We start from the raw sequence: 26529 nt of genomic DNA, 5'->3' as shown, positions 1-26529 counted from the left end.
AATGGAGACTTCTGAGCAGCACGATACTACACCAAAGCGTCATATCCTTCAGTTCATTGGAGTTGCAATTATCTTGGCCGCAGTATTACTAGCTGGGCTTTATTTCTTGAATCGTCGATCAGATTCTTCTGTAACCGCTGGAGAACCAATCGTGACGCAACCTGAGCCAGCGCCTGAGACGACAGAAACAGCTGAAACAAGGCGCCCCGCTGATAGCCAAACTGAACAAGCCAGTCCTTCACAGATTCCTTCGGCCGGTCCAAGTGACGTCTTGTGGCTCATGGTTCCTGTGCTAGGAGGCCTTATGTACCTCACGAATGAGTATCGAAAATCCCGGGTAGCAGTTACGCGTGCAGCCATGCACAAAACGAGCCACGGACTTTGACTTCTTCGCAGTAACAGCGTACAATAGAGAGTAATCTCTGGAGGCTTTTTATTGCCTGCAAAGAAATATACTCGAAGGAAGGAGTCTTTAAAAAAGACTATGGCAAATGCCACAATAACAATGGATGACCTCTTGAAAGAAGAGGCCGTAAAACAACTGACCGCTGGCGAGGTGGTAGAAGGAAAAGTACTATCGGTACGCAAGCACGAGGTGCTTATTGACCTAGGACCGCTAGGTGTCGGGTTGGTGCCTCGACGTGAAATTGGTTTTTCACGCAACTTAACAGAGGGTGATAGCGTCACTGCAAGTGTGGTTGATATCGAACTCGATAACGGCTATTCGCTGCTCTCGCTACGCAAAGCCGCGAAGGATCGTGGTTGGGACGAAGTAAGTCGAATTGCAGAAGAAGGCGAAGTAATTGAAGTTACCCCTTACGATGCAAACCGCGGTGGCTTACTCATCGAATTTGAAGGCGTGCGCGGGTTCTTGCCGGTGAGCCAATTAAGTGCTGAGCACTATCCTCGTGTTGGTGGAGCCGATAAGGATGAAATCTTGCAGCGACTTAACTCGCTGGTTGGAAAAGAAATCAAAGTACGTATTCTTGATGCTGACCGCAAGGCTAATAAGCTAATCTTTAGTGAAAAAGAAGCCATTAAAGAAGGTTTAGCAGAACGATTTGAAAAACTCAGCATTGGCGATACCGTCACCGGTGTAGCAACTGGTGTGGTTGATTTTGGTGTCTTTGTGAATGTCTCGGGCATCGAAGGACTCGTACACATTAGTGAAATCAGCTGGGAACGGGTAAATAATCCAGGTGATTATGTAAAAGTTGGCCAAGCTATCGAAGCGAAGATTATCGCTATCGATAAAGACCGATTAAGCTTGAGCATGAAACAGCTTACCGATGATCCATGGCTAAAAGAAGTTGAGCAGTTCAAGAAAGGCGATGAAGTCGAGGGCACAGTCACTCGCATCACGCCATTTGGTGCCTTTGTGCAGATTAGCCCTGCCGTCGAGGCGCTTGTACACATCAGTGAACTTGGTAGCGGTGATAACGCCGATCCCGAGAAGATCTTTAAGTTGAACGAGCGTAAGATGTTCCGTGTGCTTGACATCGATAAAGAAAATCGCAAAATTTCACTTAGTCTTACAGACAAAAAGTAACATGAAAAATAATTAGCCGCCGTCACATGCGAAGGACGGCAGAAAGGAGCTTTCTGAAACCCTATGTCTGAGAAAGTTATTGCCGTCCCGCATATGATTACCGTTGGTGAGCTTGCCGAAGCACTCGACTTGCCTGTGACTGTGCTTGTTGGTGAGTTATTTAAAAATGGAATCGCTGCCACAGTTAACCAGCGTATTGATTTTGAAACCGCCCAAATTATCGTTGACGAATTAAAACTGAACGTTCGTTTAGAAAAAAAATCAACTGATGAGGTGGCTGTGGCAAAAGCGACCCGCGAACTATCGGACGCAGCCGCTCCCCGTCCACCGATTGTTGCCGTTATGGGGCATGTTGACCATGGCAAAACATCTTTACTTGATGCAATCTTAAAAATGAAGGTTGCATCTGGTGAAGCAGGGGGAATTACCCAGCACATTAGTGCCTACCAAACTACTAAGAATAATCGTTCGATTACTCTACTTGATACTCCGGGGCACGAAGCGTTTAGTGCTCTTCGCCAACACGGCGCCGCACTAACGGATGTTGTAATTATTGTTGTGGCCGCTGATGACGGCGTGAAGCCACAAACTATAGAGGCGATTAAATTTGCCCAAGCAGCCAACGCAAAAATTGTAGTGGCGATCAACAAAATCGATAAAGATACCGCTGATGCAGCACGCGTGAAAGCGCAACTTGCGAGCGAGCACAACTTAAACCCAGAAGAATGGGGTGGCGATACGGTGATGGTCGAAGTGAGTGCCAAGACCGGCCAGAATATCGATAAACTGCTCGACATGGTGCTTTTGGTGGCTGATCTTGAAGATTTACGTGCTGAAGTTAATATTCCTGCTGAAGGTTTAGTTATTGAATCCCATATGGAGCAAGGTCGTGGACCAGTGGTGAGCTTGCTGGTTGAGCATGGCGTGCTTCGCCAAGGAATGTTTTTAGTTGCCGGCGGTACGTACGCTAAAATTCGTACCTTGCTTGATTTCGCTGAAAAGCCTTTTAAAGAAGCTGGCCCATCAACGCCAGCGGTTGTCACTGGTTTTAAAGAATTGCCGCATTTCGGCGATCGGTTTAAGGCGGTAACTAATGAGAAGCTTGCGCGTACCGAAGTTGAAAAGTATCGCGCTGAAACCGAAAGCAATGCCTTAAGCGCAAATGTCACCAGTGCCGATTTATTAAGAATGATGAGCAAAAAGCAAAGCACTCAGGATTTAAATGTTATCTTGCGGGCTGATGTGCAGGGTTCATTGACCTCTTTAAGTGACAGCTTACGCTTGCTTGAAAACGAAGAAATTAACGTTAATATTATTAGTTCGGGCGTTGGCAATATCACCGAAAACGATATTCGCTTGGCTTCTACCAGTAATGCAATTGTCTATGGGTTTAATGTGCAGCTACCGCCGGCAGTTAAACGATTGGCCGTACGAGATAAGGTCGCGGTCCGTTTGTTTAGGGTTATCTACGAACTCCTTGATGACGTGAAGGAAGCCATGGAAGGACTATTGAGCCCTGAAGTAGTTGAGCACGAAGTCGGCAATTTAAAGATCAAGGCTGTTTTCCGCACCACAAATAATGAAGTGATATGTGGGGGCGAGGTTATGAGCGGCAAGGTGACGCCCAACCTCTTGGCACGGGTAAAGCGAAAGGATGAACAAATTGCTGAAGTAGAAGTTGCCCACGTGCAACGTCAGCAACAAGAAGCCAAAGAAGTATTTGAAGGCGAATTGTGCGGCCTCAGCTTAAAAACCAAGAACAAGCTGTTGCTTGCTGAAGGTGATACTTTAGAATTCTTTACTCGAGAGCTGGTAAAGCGCTCACTATAGAGGCTGGCATAAGCGCTCACTTTTGATATCGGTGGCTGGCACGCCGCCACTCGCATCCTTGCTTCGGCTGTAATTGTTGAGGAAAATTACGCTGCTCTTGATTTTACGACGTTTTTGTGCTATTAATAAATAAAGAGAAAAAATAAAACAAAAACACGTTAACCCGTAGGAAGCAAAAAAGCTATGCCTGAACGATTACAACAAGCACAACAATCAGGACAATCAGAAGTTTTCGAATTTGGCGAAGTTCTTTCCGATGGGACGACTGAGCTTGTTCCCCAAGAAGAGGCTCCCGAAGATGCTTCCAGTGACCACCCCCGGTCTTCGACCGAGCTCGACCTATATTATAAGGAAGAAAAAGGAAAGCACGATCGTGACCCAAACAAAACCCAGGTCTCGGTGGATGAGCTTTATCGGAAGCTCGGAGTTGAGAGGCGGAAAGCAGCTGAAGAGGCGCGCCGTGATATCGATAAGGTTACTGAGCAGGTCAAGCAAGACATACGGGAACGCTTAAACGGGAAGCCAGAAAAATCGACCGCTACTGAGCAATCTGTCGCAATCCCACCGGCAAAGCCGAAACCCGCAGCTCCAAAACCAACCGATATTCCACCAAAACGCCCAGCTCCTCAACGAGAAACGTTTAAGGAGGCTCCTCCTAAAGCGCCAGAAAAGTCGCGGGCATCAAATACGCTTGAAAAAGAAAAAACTGCTGAGGCTAAGTCTGAAAGTGTTCGTTTTGCTTCCTTCACAACTTCAAGGAGCGCCAAGCAGCTGAAATTAGCCGAACCACCTCGTATACGCGGTTTAAAGGAAAGTTTCTCTACTCAGGGTCTTGACTGGCAAGATGGAAGAAATAAAAGCTTAGGCGCACAAGAAATAAGAAAGTGGGAAGCTGAAGTAGCAAAGGCTGAACGCGGGAATCAAGACGCTATTTATATTGACGCATCGCGTCAATTATTTGCACTTGCCGACGGTGCAGGTGGACACAAAGGTGGTGAGGTAGCTAGTAAGCTAGCGATGAGCGTGTTCGAAAAGTCACCGGTTCTTGACTACGAGCCTCAGATTAGCCCGCAGGTGGTTGTCGCCGATCATCTTGCTGAGATTAGTAAAATTCGCTTGAAGATGAAAGATTTGGCTACAGAGGATGCAAGTCTTCAAGAGATGGCAACAACAATCGTCACCGCTCAGGTTGTCGGAAATAACTTGATAGGAGTTGCTGCTGGTGATTCGCGAATATGTGTCGTAAGAGATGGCCAACCTATATGGCTTAATACTGAACAGATCGACCCACGCCAGCCAAACGTTATTCGTAACGCACTGAGTCCGGGGATATCGCATGGCCAGGCAGGCATAAATGTTAAATCTCGCAGTTATGACGAGAGCTTTGTTTACGCTCTTGAGCCGGGCGATAGAATAGTTATGATGTCTGACGGTGTATTGGGTGATTGGCCTGAGGAGAAAATAAATGCGGAAGCGCTTGAGCGAGCATTCAGACAGCCTTTGCCTGAAGACGCGATGAAGGCGCTTTTTGAAGCTAGCAAGAAGTACGACGACACCTCGATTATTGTTTTTGATTTCAATCCTGAAGGGTTCGAGCAGTCTGAAGCAACTACCAAAACCTCAAGCCAAGAAGCTCAGACCGAAGCAACTCCAGAGTTTGGCAGCTTTAGCGGTGAACTTCCCATTGATCCAGCTCCACCAACCACATCCCGAGTCACTCCTCCTGTGCCACCAGTGGCACCTCCACCCACTGCTGCCGAAACGACCGCAGAGTTCCCGCGCATTACACCACCAGAAGTCTTTAACGCGGCCTCACTTTTACGTGAAGAGCGGCTGGTTGAAAGCGAAGAAGCCGAAGCTTTAAGGGAGCTGACCGAAGAGCTGATCCGATTGGCGACAGCGAATGAAGCGGAAGATACAAGTAAATATAAAGAGAAGCATAAAAATATAGTTGATTTCGTTAATGGTATTGGTAAACGAAACGCTAGCCAGATTGAGTATTTTAATCAGATCGGTACCGTCAAGGATCTATATGACGAACCAGGGAATAAATACCCTCGTAAATATGTCAAGGGTTTGCGTAAAGCTGCAAACCGTGAATATACGGCTAAATTGGAAGGCGGCCAATATATCAAAAATGATGAAAAGCTTGACGGCGAAAAACTCTTAAGTAGTATTTATGAATCAAGGAAAGAAATTACTAAAGACCTGGGGCGTAAAGAAAAGCGAATCGTTAAAGACATTCTAAGGGACATCGAACGTCTTCCGGCAGCTGCTTGGGTAGGAGCTGACAAAAAGCTCTCTCAGGAAGAGTTGCAAGATCGAATTGAAGAAGAGGCGTACCTGCTTGGTAGAAATAATGCCGAGCGGGAAGCTGCAAAAGCGACTCTGACGAGCCTTGTAACTATGAACCAAGAAGACTGGGAGCGCACCGTAGAGGGCGGACAGATTCTGCAGCGTAACGAAGCGGCGAGGTCACCAGCTGAGCAGCGCCGTACGCTAAACGAAATGCAGCGTAATGGCATGGATGTTCGGAGGAGCCCTTTCCGTAATGAGGACATTCGCACCTCGCGATTCTTGAAGTATATCCTAGATCAAGTGCCTGAAACGAGTGAGCGATCGTCGGTTGAAGAACGGCCAGTTACAAGGGATCTTTCTGGAAAAGTTGCTAACTACTTGTGGATGAATGGCTACAACCTCAATTCAGGTTCATTCGAGAGAAAGAGACGAGAGCTAATCGAAATTGCAAAAGATGCTATAAGTGCAAAAGAGTTGGCTGAAATGCCGGAGCAGCTTGTCAGCCAGCCTCGGCCTTCAGAATACCGAAAGTATGGTTTAAGTCGTGACTACCAGCGGGAAAGCATGACCGTTGGTGCTGCGCGTGACATGCTGCAAGAATTGTATGATGCAAATCGTTTAGCGGATGAATATGAACAGCAAATCGCAAAAGTGCAAAAACTCGAACGAAGCACGCGTCGCCTCCCTGGTTCGCTTGCTTCAGCGCGCGGTAGATTGCAGCGATTAGAGCAGCGATTAAATGATTATCATATTCGAAACGAGGCAGGTAGGACGCGAATCGTCGAAGAGCGATAAGGTTTACTAACTATCTTGTATAATAAACAGTAAATAAGGGGTATATTATACATGTTTCGATTAGACGATGATTTTCTTGACTCGCTGGGGCTCGGTGCGATGCCGAAGGAAGAGAAGGTGCTGTTTTTGCAGCACCTTCGCGAAGAGCTTGAACTTCGGGTGGGCACAAAGCTAGCCGAGGGTTTAAGCGATGCGCAGCTTGCTGAATTCGAAGGTATTATCGATCGACGTCAGGGAAAAATTGACGAATGGCTGGCGGCTAACGTTCCGGCATACGCAAACGACCCGGCGTATGTTTCGATGTTACAAAATGCAGTGGCAAAAAAACAGGGTAATCCTTTGGAGCCAAGTGAAATTGAAGCGATTAGGGCCGAATTCACCGCCACCAAGTGGCTGGAAACAAACCGATCCGAATATCGGCAGGTGGTAGCGAACACGATTGAACAACTACGACAAGAAATTATGAATAATCGCGAGAGTTTTTTGGCGGCTTAAAGGGCGTAGCCGCGCATAAATTCGGGCCCGGTCATGGTTTTACCGTTTACTGCTTGTAGTTCATCGATTATCAGGTAGATTTTATCTTTACATTGAACCGATGGGCGAATAGTGTCGGCAGCTGTACTGGTGTGGGCTTTTAGGATAGTGCATAACTGTCCGAAGAGAGGTAGCTTTGATTTAGGGTAAAGACCGAAGGCACGAATATGCCGTTCGCATTCGCTAGCGGTCATAGCTAGGGGCGTTAGCAGGCTGTCATTTTTGGTGAGTAGCCGGCAATACGTGGCGGTGGCATGGTCTTGTTCAGCGGGTTGCAAACTACCGACTGTAATATCAGGCAAGGCGCTAAGTAGAAGTCGTGCTCCCTCGGTAGCGAAACGCTGATACAGCTCTTGGCTAGTTTCCGTTCCTGTTAGTAGGTAGGCTCTTTGCAGGTATACTGGTCCGGCGTCCATGTCTTTCGAAAGCTGCATGATCGATATGCCCGTTCGAGAGTCGCCATTAAGGATGGCGGTTTCGATTGGTGAAGGGCCGCGGTATTTTGGGAGGAGTGAGGGGTGCACATTGATTATCCCGGGGCTAAAACAATCCATAACTGATTGCGGAATAATTTTGCCATAAGCCACGAGCACGCCAATTGGAGCCACTAGTTTTTTAATTTCCGGAATGATTTCAGATACTTTTATGGGTTGCAGCACAGGAATGCTCGCAGCTTCGGCAATTTGTTTAACCAGGGGCGGCGTTAAGATTCGGCCGCGGCCTCGAGGAGTATCGGGCTTAGTGACGACTAACTCAACGGGCTGGCCGGCTTCAATGAGCGTGCGGAGAGTTGCCGCGCTAAAATCTTCAGTCCCAAAGAATACTATTGGTTTTGATATCTTTGTCATAGTCGAGCTTTTGTAGTTCGCCTTTATCGTCCAGGATAAAGAAATTATCTTTGGCGTCGCGAATGTGATCGATGAAGAGAAGACCATTAGTGTGGTCGATTTCGTGCTGGAGTACTCGGGCGAGATAGCCTTTGGCTTTGATGCGAATTTCATTGCCATCAATATCGAGGGCTTTTACGCGTACTTGTGAATACCGTGGCACGAGGCCATAGACATTTTTTACACTCAAACAACCCTCGTGATCGTAAATAATTTCGCCTTCAAGCTTTACGATCTCGGGGTTGATGAGGGGGGTGAAGGAGCGGTTATCTTTGTCGTCGAGGTCGCTACGGACAATGACAATACGCTCGAGCCGATCGACCTGCACGGCAGCCAGGGCTGCCCCAATTTCGTAGGGTCGAGAAGCTTCCCAGTCGAGAGTGGCGGCTTCCATATCGGCAATGAGGTCAGTAATTTCGCTGGTAATGACATGGATGCGTCGAGATTTTTCTCGAAGGTGGGGGTTTGGTAGGGTGATGATATCGTCTTTGGTCATGTAGCTGTAGTATACCTGATTTCAGGTTATTTTGATAGTTATAACAGGGAGATCGGGTCAAGTTCAAACTGCCAATGCCGTGGGGGAAGGTAGTCAAGGGCGGCGATCAGCTGTTGTCGATCATGGCTTTTGACTAAAAGCTGCCACCGATAGCTACCGCGTAGGCGTTCATAGAAGGCAGGCGCGGGCCCGAAAATCTGTATAGCAAGCGATGAGCTGCGAAGTGTCGTGCTTAGTTCGCGGGCCGCCTTGACGGCCTGTTGTTCGGTTCTATAAGAGCCAATAAGTTTTAATAAATGCGAAAAAGGCGGGAAGTGCTGCTGCTTTCGGCGATGTAGGACAGTTTGATAAAAGGTTTCGTAATCTTGAGTGATACCGCACTGCACACTAACAGCTTCAGGATAATAGCTCTGAACAACTAATTTACTCGATAGCTCATTGCGACCAACCCGACCGCGCACCTGTGAAACAAGTTGAAACACCCTTTCGTCGGCTTGGAAATCGGGTAAATTTAGGCCGGCATCTGCCTGAATAATGCCGACGGTTGTTAAGCGAGGAAGATCGAGCCCTTTTGCGATCACCTGGGTGCCAATGATGATATCGATCGCCCCATCGTAAAGTTCTTGATAGAGCTTATCGACCGTTTCAGAACTGGCGCTGTCGGCATCGAAGCGGAAGATCTTTGCTTTTGGAAAGAGCCGCTTGAGGGCGTCTTCGATGGCTTTGGTGCCGATGCCTTTATGAACTACCTCAGTTGCGCCGCATTGAGGACAGGCCGTAGGGACGGCTGCTGTAAAGTTGCATAAATGGCAGCGCAGTTGAAAAGCGTCGTTATGTAAGGTAAGCGGGAGAAAGCAGTGAGGACAGGCGGCCTGCCAGCCGCAATTTTTACAGAGAGTTGTGGGGGCGCTGCCGCGACGATTATGGAAGATGAGCGATTGTTGCTGCCGAGAGAGACCATCATTAATGGCCGAGAAAAGAGCATTTGAGATAAACGAGTGCTTAGTGAAATGCTCAAGCTTCTTCATATCGATGACTTCAATTTGGGGTGTGGTAGCGTGTGTCCGGGCGAGTGTGGTGAGCTTTATTACAGGTCGCTTAGTTGTTTCAGCTAGAAAACGATCTACTACGTTTGGCGTGGCGCTGCCAAGAATGAGCTTGGCGCCATGAAGTTGTGCAAGCATGCTGGCGGCTCTGAGGGCCGAATAGCGTGGCGTTTGTTCTTGCTTATAGCTTGGCTCGTGACTTTCATCAATCACGATTAACCCCAAGTTTTTGACGGGGCTAAAAAGCGCTGATCGCGGGCCGATAATAATGGCCGGTTGCTCGGTTTTTAAGGATTGCAGCCAAGCGTGGTGCCGCTGGGCTTCGGTCATCCGGGAGTGAGTGACAATGATATGGGGAAAATGCTGTGAAAACTCGGCTATAAGCTGAGAGGTGAGTGCAATTTCAGGGACAAGTACAATCACCGATCTATTTTGATTGATAGTGTTTTTGGCGGCCTCAATGTAGACCTGCGTTTTTCCAGAACCAGTTATCCCCTGCAGTAAATACGTGCCAGGAGGTCCACTATCTATCGCCTGAAGGGCAGCCGTTTGTTGGGGGTTGAGTACAATAGTTGTTCGATCGCGACGGTATTCCTGAAGGGTTGCAGGAATTTGGCGGCGTTTCTTGCCAAGGCCGGTAGGGAGAAGTGTTTGCCAGACGCTCGCCTCGGGGCTACGGTAATAGTCGCGGAGCCACTCGGCAATTTTGAGAATTTGCTTGGGGAGGGGTGGCAGGTCAAGGACATGATGAATAGCCTTGGTGGCGAAATTTGGTGACTGGACTTGCTCTATGACCACGCCCGAAACCAGTTTTTTCCCTACCTCAACCTGCACAAGTTGCCCCGCCGGCAGCTGGGTATCGAAATGATAGGTAAAAGACGAGGTGAAACGGGCGGCACGTGCCAGTGTCGCCACGAGGTAATAGTACTGCATTAAATCTATTATACTGCTAGACTAGACATGTATGGGAATGTATTTTAAGAACCGCCAAGAAGCTGGCCAACAGCTCGCCGCCCAACTATTACAGTATCGCTATGAAAATAGCGTAGTACTGGCTTTAAGCGACGGCGCTGTGCAGGTGGGGGAACAAATTGCAAGCCAGCTCCATTGTATTTTGACGATGCTGCTCCTTGAAAAAATCGATATACCGGGCGAATCGTTAGTGTTTGGCAATGTCAATCAAAATGGCAGCTTTACTTACAACGGGGCTATTTCAGCTGGTGAAATTGAGGCCTACTACACCGAGTTTCACGGCTATTTAGAAGAACAAAAACGAGAAAAGTTCCAACATATTAACCGTTTGCTTGGCGATGGTGGTATTCTAAGTAGTGACATGCTAAGAGATCATGTGGTGATCTTGGTAAGCGATGGCCTTTCTACTGGTGCGTCGCTTGATGCGGCGGCCGATTTCTTAAAACCCATACGGATTGCAAGGCTTGTCATTGCGACACCGGTAGCTTCAGTTGAAGCGGTCGATAGAATGCATATTCTGGCAGATGAACTTCATGTTTTGGGGGTCACGGATAATTTCATTAGCATCAATCATTACTACGATGAGAATGACATCCCGACTCATGAGCAAACCATCCAAAAGATCAATCAGATTGTACTAAATTGGCGCTAAGAGGCTGGTTGTGACTTGCATTTGTGTTGTCAAAAAGTGTAGAATAAATAGCAACGTGATCTAATCAAAAGAGGTTAAAACATAAGATGTTAGACGTAATTATCACTTCCCGAGTCAGACGAAAGATCATTGTTGTGTATGCAAAATATCCTGATTTTCGAACACACGTTCGTGGTTTGGCAAAGCTTATCAAAGAAGATCCAGGTAATATTCAACGAGAGCTAAAGCGACTCGAAAAGTTGGGCTTTTTGCAGAGTGACAAGCAGGGAAATACTAAAATTTATTCGACGAACAAGAATTTCGCGATTTTTAAAGAACTGCAAAGTATCGTTATTAAATCGCAACAAGCCCAAGCACAGCGCACCAAGCGCCAAAATCCAGAACTCTAATGGAACTGCATCCGCTGGTTGTTCAGCTTCTTGAACGGCGCGGTATAGTAGGCGAGGCCGCGCAGCAAGCTTTTTTGCAACCGAGTTACGACGCAAAGCACGATCCGTTTCTTCTGCCGGATATGCAAGCGGCAGTCGATAGGCTGGTTGCGGCCCGGAGTGCCCAGGAGCGCATTGTTATTTATGGCGACTATGATATTGATGGTCTGACTGCAACCACTGTGCTGCTTGAGGCTTTTGCTGCCTTCGGATTTAAAAATGTTGACGCTTTTATCCCGAATCGTTTTGTCGAGGGATATGGCTTAACGGTTGATGCAATTGAGCGAATTGCTGCCATGGGTGCGCAGTTAATTGTGACGGTGGATTGCGGTAGTTTGAGCCATACAGAAATCGAACGTGCCAATGAGCTTGGAATGGCCGTGATTGTGACCGATCACCATAACGTCGCAGAGGTACAGCCACCTGCAGTGGCGGTTATTAATCCTAAACGGAACGATCACCAGTATCCATTTATTGATCTCGCTGGGGTAGGGGTGGCTTTTAAACTTGTCCAGGCGCTGCAGTTGTATATTGATGGTCTCCCTCTTGGCCAAGAAAAATGGCTGCTCGATTTAGTAGCACTAGGAACTGTCTGCGACGTCGTGAGTTTGAAAGATGAAAATCGGGTGATGGTGTATTGGGGGCTTCAGGTGCTAAAGAAGACTCGCCGGCCAGGGCTTCGTGCTTTGATGGCGATAGCGGGCGTAAAACAGTCCGAGGTAAATGCTCGGGCGCTTGGTTTTGGGCTAGGGCCAAGGATGAACGCGGCTGGGCGTTTAGATACTGCTCAGCTTTCATTGGATTTATTAACCACTAAAGATCCTGAAGAAGCGTTGCGTTTGGCGCAGCAGCTCGACGCAATGAATGCACAGCGTCGTTTAGAGCAGAACCGTATTTTTGAAGAAGCCCAAAAACAAGCCGAGCAGTTTAAAGACCATCCGGTACTGGTAGTGAGTGACCCGGGTTGGTCACATGGCATCATTGGTATTGTGGCGGCCAAATTGCTTGAAAAATATAAGAAGCCGACTTTTGTACTGCAAGAAATTGATCATACCGCCAAAGGATCGGCGCGGAGCTACGGTGATTTTAGTGCAGCCGATGCTATTAGGGCAAGTGAAGCGCATATTTTAAAGGGCGGTGGTCATAAAGCGGCGGCGGGCGTGACACTTTTGAAAGATAAAATTACCGATTTTAGGCGAAGTGTGAACGATTATTATCACTCGCTCGAGCTGCAGGACCAAATACATCACCTGAGCCCAAAAGAAGAGCTTGTACTTGAGGAGCTGCATCATCTTGATGAGGCCTTGTTGAGGGCGCTTGAAGCACTTGAACCGTTCGGCCAAGGCAATACAGAGCCGATTTTTCAACTGCACGACATGCTTGTTTTGTCAGTGCGGCGAATGGGCGATGCTGAGCAGCATGTAAAATTACAGCTGCAAGATAAGCACAACCGGGCTTTATCGGTATTGGCTTTTTCAGCACCCGATCATTTCTTCGTACCCGTAGGGGCGCGGGTTCACGCGTGGTGCACGGTCGCTGTTAATGAGTGGCGCGGTGCGCGGACCATTGAAGGTCGATTACTCGAGCTGACGCTGGCTAATTAATGCCAGACTTCTCTTTGCGTTTTTAAATCTGATCTGTTACAATAGTTTTCGATATGGTACAAGTAACACGTAAAGATAGTAATGAGGCTAACGAGAACATTATCCGACGTTTCAACCGCAAGGTATTACAGTCGGGTCTGCTCTCTGTGGTAAAAGCACGTCAGCGATTTTCAAAAGATATTTCTAAAGAGGAGCGCCGCAAAAAGGCGATTATTCGCACTCAGCGTAAGGCTGACAAACTTATGCGAACCCGTCTTGGCGTCCGCTAGGCATGTCCTTAAAGCAACGTCTTGAAACCGACATAAAAGCAGCTATGTTAAGCGGCGATAGGTTTGTCGTCGATGTATTAAAAGGGCTCAAAAGTGCAATTTTGTACGAAGAAGTAGCCCAAAAGCGTCGTGAGTTGGGCCTAGATGACGCGGCAATCGAAGCAGTTTTTGCAAAACAGGCGAAACAGCGCGACGAAAGCGCAGATTTATTTGACAAAGGTGGTAACCACGCGGCGGCTCAAAAAGAGCGCGCTGAGAAAGAAGTGATTCTTCGTTATTTGCCAGAACCGCTGTCAGAAACTGAGCTCCACAGCAACGCCGAACGGCTTATCCAAGAACACAACGCCACAAGCCCTAAAGATATGGGCAAAGTTTTGGGTGCCTTGCGTGCTCAGTACGGTTCTCGAGTTGATGGCGCAAAAGCGGCGGCTATTGTAAAAGAACTACTACAAAATAAATAGGAGCCTTACTGTCGGTGATCATTTTTTTCGGTCCAGCAGGAGCTGGAAAAAGCGTACAGGGGCAGATGCTGGCTGCGCGGCATGATTGGCGCTGGTTAAGTTCTGGCCAGCTACTTCGCGATAGCCACGACGAAGTACTCATCCACCAGATGCAGTCGGGTAATTTAATTCCTACCGCGACAATAAACGAGATTGTCGGCGAGGCTATTAAGCGTGCCAAAGATATTAAACACGTCATTTTAGATGGCTTTCCAAGACGGCTCGACCAAGCGGAGTGGCTCGTTGAGGCTCAGCCAGAACATGAGCGTTCAATTGGACTGGTTGTCGTGCTTGAAGTGCCAAAGCACGAGCTCATTCGACGTCTCCAACTACGAGGTAGAGTCGACGATACCCCCGAGGCAATTGAAGAGCGGCTACGTATTTACCGGCAGGAAATTTATCCGATTTTAAATTATCTAACAGAACAGCGAGTGCACATTGCCCACATTGATGGAACAGGTACGGTAGGGCAAGTACATGATCGTATTGAGGCAGAGCTGGTTGCATGCAACCTCGTATAAAAACAACAGCAGAAATTGCCGAGATGCGTACCGGTGGCAAAATCCTAGGGACGATTTTTCAGCGTTTACGCGGCTATATCCAGCCCGGCATGACCGAACGCGAAATCAACGATTGGGTTGAAAAAGAAATTCATGCACTAGGTGCCACCCCGACCTACAAAGAGCCGACAGTCAATTTCCCAGGAGTGGTATGTATTTCTACCAACGATAAGGTGGTGCATGGCGTTCCTACCGATCACGAGTTACAAATTGGCGATGTCGTCGGGTTTGATCTCGTCATTACCTATAACGGTATGAAGACTGATTCAGCTTTTACAGTGGTGGTGGGCGAGGAACCGCGCGCAGATAAAAAGCGTCTGCTTGAATATACCGAGCGCAGTTTGTACGACGGTATAAGTATTATTCGTGACGGTGTGCGTACCGGTGATATTGGGGTGGCTATCCAAAAAACACTTCAGGCAGGGAAACTGGGGATTGTGCGAGAGATGGTCGGGCATGGTATTGGACACGAGATGCACGAAGCACCAGATGTGCCAAATTACGGTATGGCAGGCCAGGGGCAACTGTTGAAAGCGGGTATGACGATTGCTATTGAACCGATGGCAACCCTGGGGCGCGAACGGATAAAACTAGACCGCGATAACTGGACGCTTCGGACGCGTGACCGCAGTTTGGCGGCTCACTTTGAGCACACCGTGCTCATCACCCAGGATGGTTACGAGATTTTAACTCAGCTCTAGACCGGCTTTTGCAGCGTTAAATGAGACGAGGCTTACTGAGTTAGATTGCAGGAAAGGTTGCCAGACACCCGGCATAAGCGGTATACTTTGACATATGCAGGAACTTTCTCGATATGCGGTTGGTCTTGATATAGGCACGACCACCGTGCGGTGTGTGGTCGGCCACGTTGATGCCGGCGCCCAAACCCCCACAATTATTGGTATTGCCGCTACAAAAAACAGCGGTATGCGCAAAGGCATAGTAGTTAATTTAGTCTCCACGGCTCAGGCTATCGATAAAGCCCTCGAAGATGCCGAAAGGATGTCGGGGCACCAAATTGAAGCGGCCACCGTAAGTGTGAACGGGTCGCATATTTTAGGCATGACCTCCAGGGGAGTGATTGCGGTCGGCACCCAAGGTCACGAGATCAATGAGGACGATCTAGCGCGAGTAGAAGAAGCAGCCACTGTGGTACAGCTACCGGCAAATCGCGAGATTCTCGATGTCACGCCCCGCGGCTATCAGCTTGATGGACAAGAGAATATTAAGGATCCAATTGGCATGACTGGCGTTCGCTTAGAGGTTGACGCGCATGTCATTACTGCGCTAGCGCCCCATATGAAAAATCTCTTGAAAGCTAACGAAATGACCCACACCCAAGTTAACCGGGCAGTGCCGGCAGGCTTGGCCGCGGCACGAGCGGTGTTATCCGAGCAGCAAATGGAGAATGGCGTGCTACTAGTCGATATTGGCGGGACGACGACCAATATTGCGGTCTATGAAGAAGGTGATCTTCAGCATATTGCCGTGCTACCAGTGGGAGGGGTGAACATTACAAATGATCTCGCTATTGGCTTAAAAACTGATCTTGATATTGCCGAAGAGCTCAAATTAAAGCATGCTATTGCTATGCCAAGCCTACGTAAAGCAGGCGAAACGGTTTTGAGCGTCAAGCTTGAAAAGCAATCGCATGAATTTCCGGCCAGTGAAGTTGATATGATTGTCGACGCCCGGCTTGAAGAACTTTTTGAATACATCAATAAAGAACTAAAATCTATTGGCCGCGCCGCCAAGCTGCCAGGTGGCGTGGTGTTAACCGGCGCCGGCGCGCAACTAAAAGGTATTGATGATTACGCAAGAGAGTCCTTGCAACTAGCGGTTCGCATCGGCCACCCAACTGGCTTTAGTGGTGTGGCGGAGAACATTCAAGAGCCACAATTTGCGACTGCAGCTGGGTTGATGTTGCTTGATCTTGAAGGTGCCGGGGCTCACGCTCAGCGCGAGACAAGCAAAACCCAACAAGCAAATGCGGCACTAGGTTCATTTAGTAAGAAGATAAGCGGATTATTTAATAAGTTTCGTTCATAAAATATACTCAACCGCCGCGCGGAATGCAAAATGCATACAAAGTTGGTACATGCGCGAACAAGGTGTATACTAAATGTGAACAAGCGGGGAAGAGGATTTTAGACAATGCCTGAAGTAAAACCAGCCGATATACAAACATTTGCCACAATTAAAGTCGTGGGTATTGGTGGCGCCGGTTGCGCAGCCGTTAATCGCATGAAGGACGTGGGACTTCATGGCGTTCAATTTATTGCTATTAATACCGATGCACAAGCCCTACATAACTCAAAAGCCGATGTAAAAATCCATATTGGCCCCAATACTACTCGGGGCTTAGGTGCTGGTGCTGACCCAAAGGTTGGCGAAGCCGCAGCTGAAGAATCACGTGACGAAATTCGGAATGCACTGGAAGGTGCAGACATGGTGTTTGTAACGATTGGCGCTGGCGGTGGCACGGGTTCAGGTGCTGGCCATGTAGTAGCTGAGGTTGCTCGTGAGCTCGGTATTCTGGTTGTTGGTGTGGCCACAAAGCCATTTAGTTTTGAAGGCGAGAAGCGACGCCAAAACGCTGAATGGGCCATTACCAACCTGGGTCGCCAAGTCGATACGCTTATTACCATCCCAAACGACCGATTACTGCAAACAATTGATCGACGCACACCGCTACTTGAAACCTTTAAAATTGCTGATGATGTTTTACGGCAGGGCGTACAGGGTATTTCTGAACTTATTACCGAACACGGTCTGATTAACCTCGACTTTGCTGACGTTAAGGCAATTATGAGCAATGCCGGCTCGGCGCTGATGGGTATTGGCCGTGCAAGTGGTGATGACCGAGCCGTACAAGCTGCCCAGCAGGCAATTGAATCGCCACTGATCGAAGTTTCGATTGATGGCGCGCGCGGCGTGCTGTTTAATGTTTCGGGTGGTTACGATATGAGCATGAGCGAGATCCAAGAAGCGGCCGAAATTATCACCAGTGCCGTGGCGCCTGACGCGAATATTATTTTTGGGGCAACGCTGAAGCCAGAAATGGAAGATGAGCTCGTAATCACGGTGATTGCAACTGGCTTTGATTCGGCCTATTTCCATGAACAAGCAGCTTCGCTGGAGGATGGAGCCACTGCAACAGCGGCGCAGCCAACGGCCGATACCACACCGGCGACCACTACGATTGATGAATCTGATATCGAAAAAATCAACCTTGATATTGACGAGCCAATGCCCACCGCAAACACGTTTGCCGATGACGATGAGCCAAAAAACATTTGGCACTATGACGATGAAGACACCCCCGCATTTCTCAGAAGGCGCAAAGATCGCCAAAAAGACGACGACCGCTAATACTGTTGTAAAACGCTACATGTTGTGTCAAAAACTCTTGCATTGGCACATATATGGGGTTACACTAAGAAATAGCTACACTATATGGGGGTGTAGGGGCGCTTTAACACAAAACGAGGAGTTTTAGCTAATGAAATGTCCGCGCTGCCATGAAACCGACTTAAAAGTCATTGAATCTCGCGAAGCAGGAGATGGTGACTCGATTCGTCGTCGTCGTGAATGCCAGACATGTCATTACCGGTTTACTACTTACGAACGCATTGAGCGGCCAAATTTAGCGGTTATTAAAAAAGATGGTATGCGCGAATTGTTTGATCGCAATAAACTATTTGCAGCGATCCACCGCTCAGTTGGAAAATTTTTGGCATCAGATGTCGAAATTGAGGAAATCATAGCGCGTGTTGAAGAAGCGCTCTATGCACTCAATGAAAATGAAGTTCCTTCGCGCCTGATTGGGGATTTGGTGCTCGAAGAACTTCTAAAACGCAATGAAGTCGCTTACGTGCGATTCGCAAGTGTCTACCGCGAATTTAAAAGCCTGGATGAATTTGAAGCCATTTTGGCACAAGTCCAGCACAAAATTGCCAACTCTTAGTTTTTGTACTAAAGCCGCGCCGTGCTAGGGGTAGCAACGGTCAAAATAAAAACCATGTACTAACAATTAAGAGAGGGGAATGATATGGCACAAACAGTGTCCACGCTTTCAGTGTCGCGATATTTTACGGAAGAAGGGGAAGATCCGTATAACGCGCTGAAGTGGGTAGAGCGAGATTCAAAAATTGTTAATCCCGGTACAGGAAAAGTAGTTTTTGAACAAACTGGGGTGGAGTTTCCAGACTTCTGGAGTCAAAATGCCATTAACATTGTGGCGCAAAAATACTTTTACGGCACGCCGGGCACCGAGGGCCGAGAGCGCAGCCTGAAGCAACTTATTGACCGCGTGGTTAATACGGTAACAAAATATGGCTACGAGCAGGGCTATTTTATCGAGGAACAAGAGGCGGATACCTTTAATGCTGAGCTAAAATACATTCTGGCCACACAGCGAGCAGCTTTTAACAGCCCGGTCTGGTTTAATATCGGCACGCCCGATCGCGCCCAACAGGCAAGTGCTTGTTTTATTTTGAAGGTAGAAGATACGCTGCCGTCGATTTTAAACTGGTACCGCGAAGAAGGCATGATCTTTAAGGGTGGTTCGGGCGCAGGCCTTAACCTAAGCGCGCTTCGTTCTTCGTACGAAGGCCTTAGCTCAAGCGGCGGCAAGGCGTCTGGCCCAGTGAGCTTTATGCGCGGTGCCGATGCTAGCGCCGGCACTATTCAAAGTGGCGGTAAAACGCGCCGTGCAGCCAAGATGGTGATCTTAAACGTTGACCACCCAGATATCGAGGAGTTCATTTGGTGTAAAGCTCGTGAAGAACGTAAAGCCCGCGTGCTCCGCGATGCTGGTTTTGATATGGGGTTGAATGGTAAAGATGCCGTGAGTATTCAATACCAAAACGCTAATAACTCGGTTCGGGTGACTGACGATTTCATGAAAGCGGTCGAAGCTGACACCGACTGGGATCTGAAAGGCGTAATAGATAGAAAAGTCTATAAAACCATTCGCGCCCGCGATTTGTTTCGTCAAATTGCCGAAGCAGCTTGGGAGTGTGCCGATCCGGGCATGCAGTTCGACACCACTATTAACGACTGGCACACCACGCCAAAAGCTGGGCGGATCAATGGCTCAAATCCGTGCTCTGAGTACATGCATCTCGACAACTCGGCCTGTAACTTAGCCAGCCTGAATCTTCTTAAATATCTCAATGAAGATGGGACCTTTGACACCGAAGCTTTCAAGCATGTCGTAGAAACGATTATTGTCGCCCAGGAGATCTTGGTGGGTTACTCCAGTTATCCTACCGAGAGTATTGATAAAAACGCCCGTGCCTACCGCGAGCTTGGTATAGGCTACGCTAACTTGGGCGCAATGCTTATGGCAAAGGGTCTGCCATACGATAGCGACGAAGGTCGCGCTGTAGCTGGTTCAGTAACCGCCTTAATGACCGGCCATGCTTACGCCACCAGCGCCAAGATCGCTAGGCGAGTCGGGACGTTTGCTGGCTACAATAAAGATAAAGAGGGCATGAATCGTGTACTGCGTAAGCACCGTGACGCAGTGCGCGATATCGACGCTACTCTTGTTCCCGAAGAATTGCTTAGCGCAGCCGCTGGCGCCTGGGATGAAGCTGTTGAGCTTGGTGCGAAATACGGCGTCCGTAACTCGCAGGCTAGCGTTCTCGCACCTACCGGCACTATTGGGTTTATGATGGACTGCGATACCACCGGAGTAGAGCCAGATTTCAGCCTCACAAAGTTCAAGACTTTAGTTGGTGGTGGTTCGATGGTCATTGTTAACCAGACCATTCCGCGCGCTTTAAGGACACTCGGCTATGATGATCACGAAATAAAGGCGATTGTCGACTATATTCACGACAAAGGCAGCGCAATTGATGCACCACACCTTAAGAAGGAACACTACGACGTGTTTGCCTGTGCGGTTGGCGAAAACGCGATTCACTACATGGGGCACGTTAAAATGATGGGCGCCGTGCAGCCATTCATTTCTGGTGCCATTAGTAAAACGGTTAACATGCCGGCAAGTGTTACGGTTGAAGATGTCGAGCAGCTGCACCTGGATGCCTGGAAGCTTGGTATTAAGGCCATTGCCATTTACCGCGACAACAGCAAGGTTGGCCAGCCACTGAGTGAAAAGAAGCAAGAAGAAAAAGCTAATGACGCGCCCGCAAAAGTTGAAACTGCACAGCCAACAGTTGCAGAAGCCACGCCAACCGGGCTGTCGGCAGCAACACAGGTTGTCATTCGCCGCGAAATGCCGCGCATTCGGAACTCAAAAACCTTCTCGTTTAAGGTGGCAGATCTTCATGGCTACTTTACGGTGGGCGAGTACGAAGACGGTACACCAGGTGAGTTATTCCTGCGGGTCGCCAAGATGGGCTCGACGCTCGCCGGTGTTATGGATGCGTTTGCTCGCAGTATTAGCTACGGCCTGCAGTACGGCGTGCCGCTAAAAGCATACGTAAAAGCTATGAGCAATATGAGCTTCGCGCCGTTTGGTATCACCGATGACCCAGAGGTAAAAACCGCCACGTCAATTGTTGATTACATCTTCCGCCGCTTGGCGCTTGAATATTTAAACATCGACGACCGCCTAGAACTGGGTCTAGCGACGCTAGAAGATCTGGAGGCTGAGATGGCTGCTCAGCAAGCGCAACCTGTTACAAGCCAGCCGGCAGCAATAGCACCGCAACAACCCCAGGCGCCACAGGTTGTTTCAGCACCAGCTATTGCTACGGAGCCACAAGCGCCTTTGGCAAAGAAAGACGAAATTTCCATCGCCAAAGAGCTGCACAGTACTCCAGTAGCTGACCAAAATGCTCCGTTATGTTCGAACTGTGGCAACATTACGCAGCGTGCCGGTAGCTGCTATGTCTGTACCAGCTGCGGTACCACCAGCGGTTGTAGCTAACGATAAGTTACCATAAGCAAAATACCTCTCCAATTTGGGGAGGTATTTTGTTATACTAAACAGTAATGGAGACTACAGTTGTGTACAAAGAGGCCAGTGATCATGCCCGAGCGGTTGAAGATTTCTTGCGTGATTTCAAACGCCAAACTGGCAAAACTCTCGCCACCCTCAACCCGGACACCCCCGAGGGTGCTGTCTTTTGCGAAGTTCACGACATAATGGAATATCCAACCGTTATTGCCCTTGATAGCCAAGGGCGCCAGCAACAATTGTGGCGGGGATTGCCGCTGCCAACTATCAGCGAGGTAAGCTACTATGTTTCTTAGGTGGTGGCGCGAGAAAAGCTCTATTGAACGCTCAAACAGCTTAATTTTTGGCACCATGCTTCTTGCGGGGGTCATAGGGCTACTTGCGGCTTTTGTGCTAACACTCGAAAAATTTCATTTACTGCAAGAACCTGACGCCCAGCTAAGCTGTAGTCTCAATGCCGTTTTGAACTGTGCAAGCGTCATGAAAACCTGGCAGTCGTCATTATTTGGTTTCCCTAACCCAATTATTGGGCTGATGGGCTATTCGGTGGTAATTACGGTAGCGGTAGCGGGATTATGGGGGGTCAGGTTTCCTAAAAAATTTATGGTGCTCGCTCAAGTTGGCTATGGCTTGGGCCTGATTTTCGCCTATTGGCTCTTTTTCCAAAGTGTTTATGCAATCCAAGTTTTGTGCCCATGGTGCTTACTGGTGACCGTTGTGACGACTATTCTGTTTGATACGCTGCTGCGCTACAACTTGCGCGAAAACAACTTTTCTTTGCCCGAAACGGTGCATGCTAAAGCTCTCAGCTTTCTCGCAAAAGACTACGACAAACTGATTGTTGTTGGCTGGCTAGTATTGATGGCGGCGCTGGTATTTTTGAAGTTTGGTGATGGCCTTTGGCTCTAAAGCGGCTTGCGCAGAAGACTGCGAGAGCTTGAAAATTTACCCTCTTCAGACTACACTAAAATAAATACGTTCTACCTTTTGGTAGATGAGTGGTTATCACCCACGAAGTAGCGGAAAGAAATTGCTTTAAGGCAAAGTAGAATCCGACGGCTCACGCAGTCCGTTATCTGTAAAACCAAGCGCCAAAGAATCACTTCTTTTGGAAACTGGATGGTACCGCCCGGATAACTTTGGGTTCCAGTGTCTAAAAGAGGTGATTTTAATTTTTAGGAGCAAAATCATGACCGAACTTGAGCTCGAACTGACTTATTTAGCTAAGTATTTCCCAGAAGATATAGCCACGAACCCCTCGGAGATTGTTGAGGATATTTATATCCCCGAAGATCGCGATCATGCCTCGTTGCGGGTTCGCCGTAAAGGAAGCAACTATGAAATTACTAAAAAGGAACCAGTCGACGGCACTGACTCTTCTCGGCAAAACGAGCACACAATTCCACTAGTAGAAGACGAATATCTCGCACTCGCCAGATGCTCCAAGAAAATTGCGAAAAAACGGCGGTACTACACCGAAATTAATGGTTATAAAGCAGAAATCGATGTATTTCAAGATAATTTAGCTGGCCTGGTACTGATTGATTTCGAATTTGATTCAGACGCGGCCATGCGGCAATTTACTCCGCCCGATATCTGCCTGGCCGATGTCAGCCAAGAAGCCTTCATCGCTGGCGGCAAACTAGCCGGTAAGACGTACCAGGACATCCAGGCTCAACTTGAAACCTATAACTATCAACCACTGTTTATGGAAAGGAGCACTACATGAAATTTCAAAAAAACACCCGTCGCCGCGCAAAAGAATACGAAAAAGCTCTCGTTGACTACTGGAAAAAACATAAAACTTTTGAAAAATCGATTGAGAGTCGGCCAAAAAGCAACGCCTTTGTGTTTTATGATGGCCCGCCGTTCATTACCGGTGTTCCACATTATGGCACGCTTTTAAGTTCTATCGTAAAAGACGCAGTGCCACGCTATCAAACCATGAAAGGCAAGCGGGTCGAGCGCGTCTGGGGTTGGGACTGCCATGGTTTGCCAGCCGAAGTGTTCACCGAAAAGAAGCTTGGCATCAAAGATCGCCGCGAAATTGGCACCAAAATTAGCCTTGAAGAATATATTAGGGCTTGCCGTGAAAATATGGTCCAAACCGGCAACTTGTGGGAAGATACTATCGATCGGATTGGTCGCTGGGTAGATTTTAAAGGCGCCTATAAAACCATGGACAAACAGTACATGGAGAGTGTTTGGTGGGCGTTTAAGACCTTGTACGAAAAGGGCAAAGTTTACGAAGGTGAAAAGGTACTAATGTATTGTACTCGCGATGCGACGCCACTTTCAAAAGCAGAAGTAACCATGGACGCTGGCGCTTACCAGGACGTGACTGACCCAAGTGTTTTTGTAAAGTTTAAATTGAATGTTGCTGACTATAACGAGCGGCTCGAAGAAGCGACTGTGCCGCTTTATAATTCTGGCTCAAAATCTTTTGAAGTGGCGCTTAAGGAATCACAAGAGGCAAATCAAAAAAACAGTGAAGCCGCCGAAAGTATCAAAGGTGACGTTTATCTTTTAGCCTGGACGACCACGCCCTGGACATTGCCTGCAAACACGGCACTGGCAGTTAATGAAAAAATACTCTATGCCGAGGTACAGCTTAGCGGAGGCGACGATCGCTTTATTGTTGCCAAAAAACTTGTCGATGAAGGAAAGATTTTTAAAGATGACAAAAAGCAGCCGCTAGAGTATGTGATTAGGCGTGAGTTTGTAGGGAGTCGTTTGCTTGGCTTAAATTATGTGCCTCTCTTTGCGAATCGCGGTGCCAACGCCCATAAAGTATGGCATGCCGATTATGTCAGTGAGGATGATGGCTCCGGTGTAGTGCATCTTGCTCCTGCCTATGGTGAAGAAGATTTTGCTTTAGCAAAAGAGAATGGTATCCCTGTTGTTCATCTAATAGACGAAAATGGCTTTTATACCGAAGGTAAATGGCAAAGTCAAAATGTATGGGAGGTAAATAAGCCAATTGCCAAAGAGTTACACGGCCAAGGGGTAGTCTGGAAAATTGATTACTACCGCCACAGCTACCCGCACTGTCATCGCTGTGGCACGCGCCTAATGTACCGGGCGCATCCGAGTTGGTTTATGGATATCGACGGCCAGCGAGAACAGATGCTGGTAGAAAACACCGAACACATCAACTGGTTCCCTGAACACATCAAGCATGGTCGTTTTGAAAAAAATATCCAGCAAGCACCAGACTGGAACTTGTCGCGCGACCGCTTTTGGGCGACCGCTATGCCGGTGTGGGAGGGTGTTGATGCTGCGGGCAAGAAGCACCGCATAGTTGTGGGTAGCTACGCCGAACTCAAAGAGCTTTCTGGCAAAGAGCTTGACGATTATCATCGCCCGTGGGTTGACGATATTGAATTCGATAAAGACGGGGTGCACTACAAGCGCATCGATAAAGTGATTGACGGTTGGTTTGAAAGCGGCAGCATGCCTTTTGCCCAGTTCCACTACCCATTTGAAAACGTAGAGAAATTCGAACAAAATTTCCCTGGGGATTTCATTGTTGAATATATTGGCCAGGTGCGGGCATGGTTTTACTATGTCCACGCTGTTAGTGTGGCGCTATTTAGCCAAAATGCCTTCAAAAATGTGATCGTTACGGGTACATTGGCGGGGAACGATGGCCGCAAGATGAGTAAAAGCTACGGTAACTTTACCGACCCGAATGAGTTGATGGACACTTATAGCGCCGATAGCTTGCGTTTCTTGCTGCTTAGCTCGCCCGTACTAAATGGCGAAGACTTTGCTCTTCAAGATAAAGACGTCGCCGATGTTGCCCGTAAGCTCGCTATGGTGTGGAATATGTACGACTTCTTCACTATGTACGCCGATGTTGATGGCTGGGAATGGAACGGTGACTTGAGCGACCCGAGCGAAAAACTACAACACCCGCTCGATCAGTGGATTGTGAGCCGCGTGCATCAGCTCACACAAGATATCGAAACGCACATGGAAGGCTATGATCTACCGGGTGCGGTAAAACCAATCTTAGAGTTTCTTGATGACGCCAGTAACTGGTATGTCCGTCGGAGCCGCAAACGATTTTGGAAAAGCGAGGACACTGCCGATAAAAATCTCGCTTACACTACTTTGCACTATGTACTCACCCAAACAGCGATTGTTATGGCGCCCTTCACGCCATTTCTCGCAGAAGAGTTGTACCAAAAGCTCACCAATGGCGAGAGTGTGCACTTACTCGATTGGCCAAAAGTTGGCCATATCAATGAGCTGCTCATACACGAAATGGCGGTCTTCCGGCGCGCTATTAATGATGGGCTGTCTAAGCGAGCCCAGGCTGCTATCAAGGTGCGACAACCACTCGCCAGCGCTAAGCTGATTAACGTAGCTAGTAGTGCAGTATCACCTGAATTAACAAACGAGCTTGTCGATATTGTAAAGGACGAGCTAAATGTGAAGGCTGTTGAACTTTTGGCCAGCCCAGAAGACGGTGCTGTTGTTTCTGTTGAGTTAGATACAGCGATCACCCCTGAGCTAAAACGCGAAGGCATGGCGCGTGAAGTGATCCGACTTGTGCAAAATGGCCGCAAGCAGGCTGGTTACGACGTTGACGATCGGATTATCCTGACTATAACTACCGAAGATAAAGAACTGGCTAAAGCCGTCTCTGAGCATTCAAAAGTAATAAAAACCGAAACCTTGGCGGTTGAAGGTACGATAAAAAAAGAAGCATTTGAGCTTAATACCAAGGTTGAAGGACAAGATTTGCTTATCAAAATGATGAAAGCCTAAATTAATCAGGCTCGAAAAGCGGCAATGCTTTTCGAGCCTGGTGGGTTACTGCCGCAATCCGAGGGCACGCTCTAGCTCGGTGGCCAGGTTCGCGGCTCGCCTAAATTCTTCTTCGGACAACTTACGCTTTTGTAGCTGGTTGTTAAGATTGTTAATCTGTTGCTCAACAAGCCCTCGGTCGTAGGCTTGGGGAGTATTGGCTTGCTCGTCGAACCTCCTCTTAATCGCGGCCGCTGCACGCCGCAGTGCGTCAGTGTCATTACCCATTGGGAAAAGTGTCTTCAGTGCATCGACTGCCTTGCTCGTTTTCACGGGTGCTCCTCGATCGATAAGTCCGGTAACTTTTAAGATATTCTCATACACCTCGTCTGTCGTCAATTGTCGCATAAGAAGTCTGTGTAC

Annotated in this window: 24 protein-coding genes; 20 read left to right on the top strand and 4 right to left on the bottom strand. The window is 48.2% G+C overall.

Annotated elements, in window-relative coordinates:
- Position 1: 1 nt before the first annotated feature.
- From VD907_05055 to VD907_05035, 5 genes are all read left to right on the top strand, one after another.
- Positions 2 to 385, top strand: coding sequence for a hypothetical protein (locus tag VD907_05055; protein HYG84226.1), 384 nt, complete (start codon positions 2 to 4; stop codon positions 383 to 385).
- Between the two features lie 99 nt (positions 386 to 484).
- Positions 485 to 1549 (top strand): S1 RNA-binding domain-containing protein, encoded by a 1065-nt coding sequence (locus VD907_05050; GenBank protein HYG84225.1) that lies wholly within the window; start codon positions 485 to 487, stop codon positions 1547 to 1549.
- A 63-nt stretch (positions 1550 to 1612) separates the two neighbouring features.
- Positions 1613 to 3379, top strand: coding sequence for a translation initiation factor IF-2 (gene infB / locus VD907_05045; protein HYG84224.1), 1767 nt, complete (start codon positions 1613 to 1615; stop codon positions 3377 to 3379).
- Between the two features lie 183 nt (positions 3380 to 3562).
- Positions 3563 to 6472, top strand: coding sequence for a PP2C family serine/threonine-protein phosphatase (locus VD907_05040; GenBank protein ID HYG84223.1), 2910 nt, complete (start codon positions 3563 to 3565; stop codon positions 6470 to 6472).
- Positions 6473 to 6523: 51 nt separating this feature from the next.
- Positions 6524 to 6967, top strand: a complete 444-nt coding sequence (locus tag VD907_05035) for a DUF5663 domain-containing protein (GenBank protein HYG84222.1) — start codon at positions 6524 to 6526, stop codon at positions 6965 to 6967.
- On the opposite strand, the gene fmt is transcribed toward VD907_05035, so the two are convergent.
- Genes fmt through priA form a run of 3 tightly spaced genes read right to left on the bottom strand, consistent with a single transcriptional unit; the run spans position 6964 to position 10368 of the window.
- Positions 6964 to 7854: a methionyl-tRNA formyltransferase gene (gene fmt / locus VD907_05030; protein HYG84221.1), complete on the bottom strand. Its 891-nt coding sequence runs from the start codon at positions 7852 to 7854 to the stop codon at positions 6964 to 6966. The two genes, VD907_05035 and fmt, sit on opposite strands and share 4 nt — an antisense overlap.
- Positions 7814 to 8389 carry a peptide deformylase gene (gene def, locus VD907_05025; GenBank protein HYG84220.1) on the bottom strand — a complete coding sequence of 192 codons (576 nt, stop codon included), beginning with the start codon at positions 8387 to 8389 and terminating at the stop codon, positions 7814 to 7816. The genes fmt and def overlap by 41 nt, the downstream gene beginning before the upstream one ends.
- Before the next feature lie 38 nt (positions 8390 to 8427).
- Complete coding sequence (gene priA, locus VD907_05020; GenBank protein ID HYG84219.1) at positions 8428 to 10368, bottom strand: primosomal protein N'; 1941 nt, start codon at positions 10366 to 10368, stop codon at positions 8428 to 8430.
- 31 nt (positions 10369 to 10399) lie between these two features.
- Between priA and VD907_05015 the strand changes: the two genes are divergently transcribed.
- From VD907_05015 to ileS, 15 genes are all read left to right on the top strand, one after another.
- Positions 10400 to 11059 (top strand): phosphoribosyltransferase family protein, encoded by a 660-nt coding sequence (locus VD907_05015; GenBank protein ID HYG84218.1) that lies wholly within the window; start codon positions 10400 to 10402, stop codon positions 11057 to 11059.
- A gap of 86 nt (positions 11060 to 11145) precedes the next feature.
- On the top strand, positions 11146 to 11448 hold the full coding sequence (locus tag VD907_05010; protein ID HYG84217.1) for a winged helix-turn-helix domain-containing protein: 303 nt from the start codon (positions 11146 to 11148) through the stop codon (positions 11446 to 11448).
- Positions 11448 to 13091, top strand: coding sequence for a single-stranded-DNA-specific exonuclease RecJ (recJ, locus tag VD907_05005; protein ID HYG84216.1), 1644 nt, complete (start codon positions 11448 to 11450; stop codon positions 13089 to 13091). The genes VD907_05010 and recJ overlap by 1 nt, the downstream gene beginning before the upstream one ends.
- Positions 13092 to 13144: 53 nt before the next feature.
- Positions 13145 to 13360, top strand: coding sequence for a hypothetical protein (locus tag VD907_05000; protein ID HYG84215.1), 216 nt, complete (start codon positions 13145 to 13147; stop codon positions 13358 to 13360).
- Positions 13361 to 13362: 2 nt separating this feature from the next.
- Positions 13363 to 13821 carry a GatB/YqeY domain-containing protein gene (locus VD907_04995; GenBank protein ID HYG84214.1) on the top strand — a complete coding sequence of 153 codons (459 nt, stop codon included), beginning with the start codon at positions 13363 to 13365 and terminating at the stop codon, positions 13819 to 13821.
- A gap of 14 nt (positions 13822 to 13835) precedes the next feature.
- Positions 13836 to 14381 carry a nucleoside monophosphate kinase gene (locus tag VD907_04990; protein HYG84213.1) on the top strand — a complete coding sequence of 182 codons (546 nt, stop codon included), beginning with the start codon at positions 13836 to 13838 and terminating at the stop codon, positions 14379 to 14381.
- Positions 14366 to 15121: a type I methionyl aminopeptidase gene (gene map, locus VD907_04985; protein HYG84212.1), complete on the top strand. Its 756-nt coding sequence runs from the start codon at positions 14366 to 14368 to the stop codon at positions 15119 to 15121. The genes VD907_04990 and map overlap by 16 nt, the downstream gene beginning before the upstream one ends.
- Positions 15122 to 15215: 94 nt before the next feature.
- Positions 15216 to 16469 carry a cell division protein FtsA gene (gene ftsA / locus VD907_04980; protein ID HYG84211.1) on the top strand — a complete coding sequence of 418 codons (1254 nt, stop codon included), beginning with the start codon at positions 15216 to 15218 and terminating at the stop codon, positions 16467 to 16469.
- 105 nt (positions 16470 to 16574) lie between these two features.
- Complete coding sequence (gene ftsZ, locus VD907_04975; protein HYG84210.1) at positions 16575 to 17792, top strand: cell division protein FtsZ; 1218 nt, start codon at positions 16575 to 16577, stop codon at positions 17790 to 17792.
- A gap of 130 nt (positions 17793 to 17922) precedes the next feature.
- On the top strand, positions 17923 to 18387 hold the full coding sequence (gene nrdR, locus VD907_04970; GenBank protein ID HYG84209.1) for a transcriptional regulator NrdR: 465 nt from the start codon (positions 17923 to 17925) through the stop codon (positions 18385 to 18387).
- Positions 18388 to 18471: 84 nt separating this feature from the next.
- Positions 18472 to 21321: a vitamin B12-dependent ribonucleotide reductase gene (locus VD907_04965; GenBank protein ID HYG84208.1), complete on the top strand. Its 2850-nt coding sequence runs from the start codon at positions 18472 to 18474 to the stop codon at positions 21319 to 21321.
- 65 nt (positions 21322 to 21386) lie between these two features.
- Complete coding sequence (locus VD907_04960; protein ID HYG84207.1) at positions 21387 to 21647, top strand: hypothetical protein; 261 nt, start codon at positions 21387 to 21389, stop codon at positions 21645 to 21647.
- Positions 21637 to 22260, top strand: coding sequence for a vitamin K epoxide reductase family protein (locus tag VD907_04955; GenBank protein HYG84206.1), 624 nt, complete (start codon positions 21637 to 21639; stop codon positions 22258 to 22260). The genes VD907_04960 and VD907_04955 overlap by 11 nt, the downstream gene beginning before the upstream one ends.
- Before the next feature lie 280 nt (positions 22261 to 22540).
- The gene (locus VD907_04950) at positions 22541 to 23080 is read left to right on the top strand and encodes a hypothetical protein (GenBank protein ID HYG84205.1); all 540 of its coding nucleotides are present in this window, start codon (positions 22541 to 22543) and stop codon (positions 23078 to 23080) included.
- Entirely contained in the window at positions 23077 to 26127 is a 3051-nt protein-coding gene (ileS, locus tag VD907_04945; protein ID HYG84204.1) for an isoleucine--tRNA ligase, read from the top strand. Before VD907_04950 ends, ileS begins: the two co-directional genes overlap by 4 nt.
- A gap of 45 nt (positions 26128 to 26172) precedes the next feature.
- Here ileS and VD907_04940 read toward each other — a convergent pair whose 3' ends face one another.
- Complete coding sequence (locus tag VD907_04940; protein HYG84203.1) at positions 26173 to 26514, bottom strand: hypothetical protein; 342 nt, start codon at positions 26512 to 26514, stop codon at positions 26173 to 26175.
- Positions 26515 to 26529 lie beyond the last annotated feature (15 nt).

This window comes from Verrucomicrobiia bacterium (assembly GCA_035629335.1).
Classification (GTDB): Bacteria; Patescibacteriota; Saccharimonadia; order Saccharimonadales; family Saccharimonadaceae; genus DASUUR01.
The sequence above is the reverse complement of the archived record's forward strand: the minus strand, read 5'-3'. Positions and strand labels throughout refer to the sequence as shown.